Raw genomic sequence first — 8,154 nt, forward strand, 5'->3', positions numbered from 1 at the left:
TGTTTTTTTAACTTGAGTACAAAATTTTCTAAAAAGATACAAGTATTGCCAAAAAGTGATAAAATGGAAAAAGCGAGGTGGAAAATTAATAGAGAGTAAGGGGGGAGTAATATGAAAGCAACAGGAGTTATTCGAAAAGTAGACGAATTAGGACGAATTGTTATTCCTAAAGAATTAAGAGATGTATTAGGTATACAAATTAAATCACCACTTGAAATTTTCGTAGATGAAGATAAAGTCATTTTACAAAAATATGAACCTTACAATGCTTGTCAAATAACAGGTGATGTTTCAGATCAGAACATATCATTAGCAAATGGAAACATTACTGTTAGTATAGATGGAGCGAAACATTTAATAAAAGAAATAGAGAAGTTTTTAAAAAAAAGTGAGATTTAGTTTTCATATATAATATTTTAAAGATTATATATGATTCTTTAAAAAAACTATAAAAGGGCCATTTAATGGTCCTTTTATTTTTATACATTCGTTGAATGATTTGAACTGTTATTGCCTGCAAAGCACGGGATAAATGTTGGTAAGTTATATTGAGAAACATTTGAAATGAAGGAAAATAGAACAGTTAAAACGAATGTTAAATGTAAACCTATTCAATAGTGGTCTGAAATGAAAATAATATATTTTCAGGAGGGATTACGATGAACAGTAGTACAGCGAATAAACAAAAAGGTATACAATTGATTCCGTTTACCGTAAATAAGGTGGTTGAACAAGTAAATGAGATTCCACCAGGTGTACAACTGATTAACGCTCCACAAGTATGGGAGAAGAGTGCAAAAGGAAAAGATGTTGTCGTTGCCGTATTAGATACAGGTTGTGATATTAATCATATAGATTTAAAAGATCGTATTATTGGTGGGAGAAATTTCACGAAAGATTATGAAGGAGATCCGAACATTTACCTTGATAATAACGGCCATGGGACTCATGTAGCGGGGACGATTGCAGCGACTGAAAATGATGTCGGTGTTTTAGGAGTCGCACCTCTTGCTAAAATGCTAGTGTTAAAGGTTTTAGCGGGAGATGGTTCTGGAAGCTATGAGCAAATTATTGAGGCGATTCATTACGCTGTAAATTGGAGAGGACCTAATAAAGAAGAAGTCAGAGTTATTTCAATGTCACTTGGTGGTCCGCAAGACGTTCCGGAATTACATGAAGCTATTCAAAATGCAGTAAATCAAGATGTTCTCGTTGTATGTGCTGCAGGAAATGATGGAGATTGTGATGATAATACGGAGGAACTAGATTTCCCAGGTGCTTATGCTGAAGTAATTGAAGTTGGTGCTGTCAATTTAGAGCGGAAAATCGCATGTTTTAGTAATTCAAATCAAGAAATTGATTTAGTAGCGCCAGGTGATGAAATATTATCTACGTATCCAGAGGGGAAATATGCTGTATTAAGTGGAACTTCAATGGCGACGCCGCATGTCGCTGGTGCATTAGCACTTCTCATTAAGCAGTGCGAAAGAGAATATGGCAGAAAGTTATCAGAGCCAGAAATTTACGCGCAACTTATTAAAAGAACTGTACCTTTAGGATATGAGCGTACATCTGAAGGGAATGGATTAATAGATCTATTAAAAGAATAACAAATACTAAAAAACATCTCATTTGTAAGTGAGATGTTTTTTAGTATGGCTCTGTCGCATGTAATACAACGTTTAATAAACCCGGGAATCTAGCATTTAAGTCATCTTCACGAATTGAAATGAAACGTTGTGTTCCTTCAAGACGTGTATACATGACACCTGATTCACGTAAAACTTTGAAATGGTGAGATAAAGTTGATTTTGCGATTGGAATGTTTAACGCACCACAAGATTGCTCATTTTTCTCTAGTAACATATTTACAATTTGTAAACGAATTTGGTCGCTAAGTGCATATAGGACAGAAGAAAATTGAATTTCTTCTCGATTTGGATGATAGAGTGTACGCATTTTTTCACCTACTTGTATAAGTTAACATATTTGCACTATAGCATATAAAGTGATATATTTCTATTGTTCAATTATATTCGAACAATAGAAATATAAGGGGGAGAAAAAATGAAGTATATAAAATTGCAAAAGGCTGGACTAAATATTTCAAAGTTGGGTTTAGGTATAAATGCAGTAGGGGGGCATAATTTATATGTTGATGTGAATGAGGGAGAAGGAAAACGATTAATAGAAGAAGCAATCCTGCAAGGAATTACATTTTTTGATACAGCGGATTCATACGGTTTTGGTAGATCGGAGGAATTGATAGGAGAGGTATTAAAAGAGAAACTCCACGAGTTTGTACTTGCTACAAAAGGTGGAATTCAGCCGTTATTAAATGGAGAAACTTATATTAACAATGAACCAAGTTATTTAAGAAATGCTGTGGAGAATAGCTTAAGAAGATTACAGACTGATTATATTGATTTATATTATTTACATTTTACAAATCCTGAAACAAGTTACATAGATTCAATCGGAGAGCTTACTCGTTTAAAAGAAGAAGGGAAAATTCGTTCAATTGGAATATCGAATGTAAACATAGAACAATTAAAAGAAGCGAATCAACATGGTCATATTGATGTTGTACAATCGCCTTACAATATGTTAAATCGTACTGCCGAGGAAGAACTATTGCCGTATTGTATAAAAGAAGGTATTTCATTTATACCGTATGGGCCTCTAGCCTTTGGGATATTAGGCGGTAAATATACAGAAGATTTTGACTTGGATAAAGGGGATTGGCGTCAAAGTGTAAATCTATTTGAAGAAAATATATATAAAGGTAACTTTAAAAAAGTTGAAAAGTTAAAAGACGTAGCTAAAGAAAATAATATTGAATTGCCTCATTTAGCGTTAGCATGGTTATTAAATAAAGAAGGAATTGATACTGTTATACCTGGTGGAAAGCGGGCTGAGCAAATAAGAGAAAGTGTGAAAGCGGTGGATGTATCATTGAATGAAGGGGCAATGAAAGAAATCGAGTTAATATTAGAAGAGTAGTGAGGAAGGGGAAGATCGCATGCTAAGCTCCTTTTCTTTTATACTATATAAACATAGTATAAAAATAAAAAATCCCTATAAAGATAGGGATTTATATATCGGCATATAGTTCCTTGGAAAAGGATATACTCAGTTTAACATATAGGATTACTTATATTTGTGAAATAGATGTGAAAGTAATGTGAAAAATGCTTATGGTGAAAATCTTTGTAAATAAAAAGCACTGTTTTAGCTAATATAACTAAAACAGTGCTTTTCTCTTTGATTGAACAGTTGCTGCATTTTCATCATGTATGCCTGCATCTTTAATAATTCGTTGTTTTGCTTTATTTAGTAGATGGTTTACTTCTTCACCAAAATAGTTAGCTTCGCTTTTTGTGCGGGCTTCTCGTAAACATTTATAGTTTTCTAGCAGTTCCTCTTTTTCGGTGTTTGTTAAGAAATCTTCTATTTTCTTTTTTGTCATACGAAACACCCTTTCTTCTGACAAACGACGCAATAGAAAATATATATTTTTCATTATAACAATAATTTTTAAAGAAAGTATAGACTAACGTCGTAATAATTTGTCAATTTCTTGAATCTTCTCATCAGCTTTTCCAATTTGCGTATTTTTAGCCTGCTCACCACCTAGAGCTTGGTGAAGTAAAAAGGTTTGACCGGAAATAGCAGTCACAATGGAGACTTTTATAATTTCCTTTATTGCGGTGACATCGAATAAAACGAGTCCAAGAAGTGCGGCTAGGCTACCAGTAAAAATATCAGTTAAAAATCCAAAATGAAAAAAAGTTTTCAAACGGCGTGGAAGCAATAACTTACCTTGGTTATTGATTAGATGGGAAACGAAGCCAGTAATGCCACCAACGAGAACTGCGGTTAGCCATTGATACATTTCCATCGAATCCACTCCTTTTAGTGAATAAGATTCGATTTTTTCATATTGATTCCTTTTCATATTTCATATAAGCATATTGAGAAAGTTTGTTTGGGTAAATCTTATTCAATTTAATTATAACAGAAAATTTCGATATATTTCAGTCTATTATATGAATCATATTTACAATAATATGAATACAGAAAGAGGTGTGTGATATGAATATAGAGTATCGAATAAGAAGTGTGGATGGTTATACGAAAAATATAGGGGAATTAGTAAGTATGCTGGAGCATACGAGGGCGGTAACATTACAGGAAATAGAAAATCTATCAGTTGAGCAATTAGATTTAATTATGCCAAGTGGTGGGAATTCAATTGGCGCCTTATTAAAACATATGGCATCTATAGAAAAAGCCCATCAGCTTATTTCATTTCAAAATCGTGACTTTACAAAAGAAGAATTAGAAATATGGGAAGATGCACTGTATTTAGGGGAAGTTGGGAGAACGATTCATGGTCATGAAATACAGTATTATGCACAACTTTTGCAAAGTGTTCGAGAAGAGTCGCTAAAGTATTTGAGTAAAGTAGATGATACATGGCTAATGTCAGAAAGAAAGTGGCCTAACGGTGTAGCGTATAACCAGCACTATCTTTGGTTTCATGAGATAGAAGATGAAATTAATCACCGTGGACAAATTAGAATGTTAAAGAGAGATTTATTTGAAAATTACGTCAAATAAAGTAGCTTTTTAGATTGATATTCCATATAATGAGAGTAATTAAAATAAGATCGGAGTGATGTATTATGGCGAATATGACTGTAATGAATAATAAATTAAATACAAACGTGGATGGAAAGGGCGATATTATATAAGATAGTTCGCAATCCTTCCACTTAGTACAAACTAGGGAGGATCTTGATTTGAATCAAAATATTTTAGAGTCGTTCGGCTGGGATTCATTTTTTGAAGAGCAAGCTGTAGAGCAGAATTATGAAGTAGGGCGTATTTTACTTGAGCATAAGCATATATATCGTATTATTTGTAATGACGGTGAATATATGGCAGAACTGTCTGGGAAGTTTCGACATGAAGCGGTAACGAAAGGAGATTACCCAGCAGTTGGTGATTGGGTGTATATAAAGAAAATAGAAAATGAGAAAAAGGCAATCATTCATCGTATTTTTTCGAGAAGAAGTTCTTTTTCAAGACAAGAAGCTGGTAATAGAACTGAAGAACAAATTATTGCAGCAAATGTTGATTATTTATTTTTAGTGAATGCACTTAACCATGATTTTAACGTAAGAAGGTTGGAGCGTTATTTACTATTAGCGTATGAAAGTGGTGCAATGCCTGTTATTGTTTTAACAAAAAGTAGTTTATGTGAAGATGTGGAACAAAAAATTGTAGAAACGGAAGCTGTTGCAATTGGTGTTCCGATCTTCGTCGTCGATAGTTTAGAGCATAGAGGTATTGACTCGTTACAACAATTTGTTGCTTCAGGAAAAACAATTGCTTTAGTCGGCTCATCAGGGGTTGGAAAATCTACTTTGTTAAATGCACTCGTAGGAATTGAGATAGCGAAAACGGGAGATATACGTGAGGAAGATAGTAAAGGGCGACATACGACAACTCATCGTGAGCTGTTCCAACTACCGAGTGGGGGCTTAGTCATTGATACTCCTGGCATGAGAGAGTTACAGCTTTGGGAAGGAAGCGATGCAATCCAAACAACATTTTCTGATATTGAAGAATTTGCAAAAACATGCCGCTTCCGAGATTGTAAACATGAAAATGAACCAGGATGCGCAGTGCATAAAGCAATTGATAACGGGCTAATGAAGATAAATCGTTTGCAAAGCTATAAAAAGTTGCAAAGAGAATTGGCGTATTTTATGAGAAAACAAGATGCTATTCTCGCAAGAGCTGAGCGTGATAAGTGGAAGAAGATTTCTAAACAACATAAAAAAATGTAAAAAACCAAAGGACTATTCCTTTGGTTTTTTGTATTTGTAAATTTTATAATAATATTATTCATATATATAGACAAAGAGAGGATATTTGTTTAAACTTTACAAGGTGTTTATGAAAAACGAATTGTAAAAATAGAGGATAGGGAATGGGATATATTCATAATTGGTTATTCATCCTTAAAACTTAATATTTAAATGTAGGAGGTTTATAATGAGTAAACTGTTAAGGTGGTTTCGAGATATAAAAGTAGCAAAAAAGCTATTAATTTCATTTTTGGTAATTTTAATTGCAGCTGTCTCTATTATTGGAGGAATGTCTTATCAAACGGCTAAAAAGAATTTTGAATCACAAATTACGAGTAGTGCTCACGATAATATAAAAATATTAGATAATTTAATCAATCAAATGATTGAGGCGAAGTTTAACGAAATAAATAACTTTGCACGAGTGGTTCATAGTGATATGTATCAAGGAGATAATCAAGATGAATTAAGAAAGGTATTATCTCAGTATATTAATTTAAATAAAGATATTGAACAAGTGTATGTTGCCGGCAATGATAAGAAGTTTGTGCAAGAACCAAATATACAAATGGCAGCAGATTATGATCCAACAACTCGTTCTTGGTATAAAGATGCAGTGAGTAAACAAGGTGGAATCGTGGTCACTGAACCGTATAAGGCAAAAGGAAATGGACATATTGTCGTAACGATTGCGAAACAAACAGAAGATAAAAATGGTGTTGTTGCGGTAGATTTAAGTTTAGAGAGTTTATTGAAAACAACAAAGTTAATCAATATTGGTAAAAAAGGATATACTTTCATTTTAGATGGAAAACAAAAAATAATTGCTCACCCGCAAGAAAAATCAGGTGATAAAGCAGCTGATTCTTGGGCAAAGAGAATTTACGAAGATAATCAGGGCGCTTTTTCATACACGTATGACGGTAGTGAAAAGAAAATGGTATTTGCTACAAATTTAAAAACAGGTTGGAAAATCGGTGGAACGATGTACTCAAGTGAAGTCATTGAAGCTGCTCAGCCTGTATTTTATAATATGTTAATTGTTATGATTATTTCACTAGTTGTAGGAGGGGCACTTATTTATTTCGTAACGCTTTCTATTACAAAACCTTTAAAGAGATTAGTTGCCACTTCTAAAGAAATAAGTGAAGGAGATTTAACACAAACAATTGAAATTCATTCAAACGATGAAATTGGTCAACTTGCAAAAGGTTTTAATGAGATGACAGATTCACTACGAACGTTAATTGGAAGGATTAATGATTCGGCCGGGCATGTTGCAGCGGCATCAGAAGAGCTAACTGCTAGTGTAAGGCAAGCGAGTGAAGCAACAGAACAAATTACAATGGCAATGGATGAAATATCAAGTGGTGCAACGACGCAAACAACAAGTGTAGAAAATGGTGCGATGTTACTGTTTGATGTAACAGAAGGAATTCAGCATGTAGCAAATAGTTCATCATCTATTAATACGGCTTCTACTCATACTCGTGAAAAAGCAGAAGATGGTGGAAAGCTAGTAGGGAAAACAGTAAATCAAATGCAGTCTATTGCAGAATCTGTTTCACAATCTGATGCAGTTATACAGTTATTAAATAATAAATCAAAGCAAATTGGTGACATATTAGAAGTAATCCAAAATATTGCAGATCAAACAAATCTTCTTGCTTTAAATGCTGCAATTGAAGCTGCAAGAGCTGGTGAGCACGGAAGAGGATTTGCGATTGTTGCAGATGAAGTACGTAAATTGGCAGAGCAATCTAGCGTATCTTCCAGTGAAATTAGTAAATTAATATGTGAAATACAAGATGATATGAGTAAGACAGTAAAATCTATGGGTCATGTAAATGAAGAAGTTCAATCTGGACTAGTTATTGCAAATGAAACGAAGCAAAATTTTGCTGAGATTTTACAATCTACAAATGAAATTGCTAATCAAATTAAAACGATGGTTGAAACGGCTAATGGGATGTCAAAAGGTGCCAATGAAGTGTCTATTTCAGTCGGGCAAATTGCAATGACAGCACAGAATAATGCGACGAGTACACAAAGTGTCGCAGCGTCTGCTGAAGAACAATTAGCTTCGATGGAGGAAATTGGTTCCGCAGCTGGTACATTATCTCAAATGGCTGAAGAGTTGCAAGGATTAATTGAAAGATTTAAAGTTTAAAAGAGAAAGACTGCCCCAATAGCAGTATTGATATTATCCCCTTTAGGTAGACAGTGTGAAAAAGACCATGTATACACATGGATGTTACACTATTACTTGGAGGGG

Annotated in this window: 9 protein-coding genes; 6 read left to right on the forward strand and 3 right to left on the reverse strand. The window is 33.8% G+C overall.

Features of this window, described 5'->3' with window-relative positions; translation table 11 throughout:
• Positions 1-111 precede the first annotated feature (111 nt).
• Both JDS81_RS27570 and JDS81_RS27575 read left to right on the forward strand, forming a co-directional pair.
• Positions 112-399 (forward strand): AbrB/MazE/SpoVT family DNA-binding domain-containing protein, encoded by a 288-nt coding sequence (locus tag JDS81_RS27570; protein ID WP_000648323.1) that lies wholly within the window; start codon positions 112-114, stop codon positions 397-399.
• A gap of 260 nt (positions 400-659) precedes the next feature.
• On the forward strand, positions 660-1,610 hold the full coding sequence (locus JDS81_RS27575) for a serine protease (protein ID WP_001089053.1): 951 nt from the start codon (positions 660-662) through the stop codon (positions 1,608-1,610).
• 40 nt (positions 1,611-1,650) lie between these two features.
• Here the strand turns inward: JDS81_RS27575 and JDS81_RS27580 are convergent, their stop codons facing one another.
• A complete protein-coding gene (locus tag JDS81_RS27580; protein WP_001259900.1) occupies positions 1,651-1,959 on the reverse strand; it encodes an ArsR/SmtB family transcription factor in 309 nt (102 codons plus the stop codon).
• A 108-nt stretch (positions 1,960-2,067) separates the two neighbouring features.
• Here JDS81_RS27580 and JDS81_RS27585 point away from each other — a divergent pair, with 108 nt between their 5' ends.
• Positions 2,068-3,003 carry an aldo/keto reductase gene (locus JDS81_RS27585; RefSeq protein ID WP_097953351.1) on the forward strand — a complete coding sequence of 312 codons (936 nt, stop codon included), beginning with the start codon at positions 2,068-2,070 and terminating at the stop codon, positions 3,001-3,003.
• A 241-nt stretch (positions 3,004-3,244) separates the two neighbouring features.
• On the opposite strand, the gene JDS81_RS27590 is transcribed toward JDS81_RS27585, so the two are convergent.
• Entirely contained in the window at positions 3,245-3,469 is a 225-nt protein-coding gene (locus JDS81_RS27590) for a hypothetical protein (RefSeq protein ID WP_000162608.1), read from the reverse strand.
• 84 nt (positions 3,470-3,553) lie between these two features.
• Complete coding sequence (locus JDS81_RS27595; protein WP_000426317.1) at positions 3,554-3,901, reverse strand: DUF4257 domain-containing protein; 348 nt, start codon at positions 3,899-3,901, stop codon at positions 3,554-3,556.
• Positions 3,902-4,095: 194 nt separating this feature from the next.
• Here JDS81_RS27595 and JDS81_RS27600 point away from each other — a divergent pair, with 194 nt between their 5' ends.
• The 3 genes from JDS81_RS27600 (at position 4,096) to JDS81_RS27610 (ending at position 8,049) form a co-directional block, all read left to right on the forward strand.
• Positions 4,096-4,623, forward strand: coding sequence for a DinB family protein (locus JDS81_RS27600; protein ID WP_097953352.1), 528 nt, complete (start codon positions 4,096-4,098; stop codon positions 4,621-4,623).
• Positions 4,624-4,805: 182 nt separating this feature from the next.
• A complete protein-coding gene (gene rsgA / locus JDS81_RS27605) occupies positions 4,806-5,858 on the forward strand; it encodes a ribosome small subunit-dependent GTPase A (RefSeq protein WP_001073071.1) in 1,053 nt (350 codons plus the stop codon).
• A 208-nt stretch (positions 5,859-6,066) separates the two neighbouring features.
• Entirely contained in the window at positions 6,067-8,049 is a 1,983-nt protein-coding gene (locus tag JDS81_RS27610) for a methyl-accepting chemotaxis protein (protein WP_097953353.1), read from the forward strand.
• Positions 8,050-8,154 lie beyond the last annotated feature (105 nt).

The organism is Bacillus cereus group sp. N31 (genome assembly GCF_016483245.1).
Classification (GTDB): domain Bacteria; phylum Bacillota; class Bacilli; order Bacillales; family Bacillaceae_G; genus Bacillus_A; species Bacillus_A toyonensis.

What these genes read in the sequence shown, in the direction of transcription:
- JDS81_RS27570 (WP_000648323.1), top strand. Translation starts at nt 112, where the DNA reads ATGAAAGCAACAGGAGTTATTCGAAAAGTAGACGAATTAGGACGAATT.
- JDS81_RS27575 (WP_001089053.1), top strand. Translation starts at nt 660, where the DNA reads ATGAACAGTAGTACAGCGAATAAACAAAAAGGTATACAATTGATTCCG.
- JDS81_RS27580 (WP_001259900.1), bottom strand. Translation starts at nt 1,959, where the DNA reads ATGCGTACACTCTATCATCCAAATCGAGAAGAAATTCAATTTTCTTCT.
- JDS81_RS27585 (WP_097953351.1), top strand. Translation starts at nt 2,068, where the DNA reads ATGAAGTATATAAAATTGCAAAAGGCTGGACTAAATATTTCAAAGTTG.
- JDS81_RS27590 (WP_000162608.1), bottom strand. Translation starts at nt 3,469, where the DNA reads ATGACAAAAAAGAAAATAGAAGATTTCTTAACAAACACCGAAAAAGAG.
- JDS81_RS27595 (WP_000426317.1), bottom strand. Translation starts at nt 3,901, where the DNA reads ATGGAAATGTATCAATGGCTAACCGCAGTTCTCGTTGGTGGCATTACT.
- JDS81_RS27600 (WP_097953352.1), top strand. Translation starts at nt 4,096, where the DNA reads ATGAATATAGAGTATCGAATAAGAAGTGTGGATGGTTATACGAAAAAT.
- JDS81_RS27610 (WP_097953353.1), top strand. Translation starts at nt 6,067, where the DNA reads ATGAGTAAACTGTTAAGGTGGTTTCGAGATATAAAAGTAGCAAAAAAG.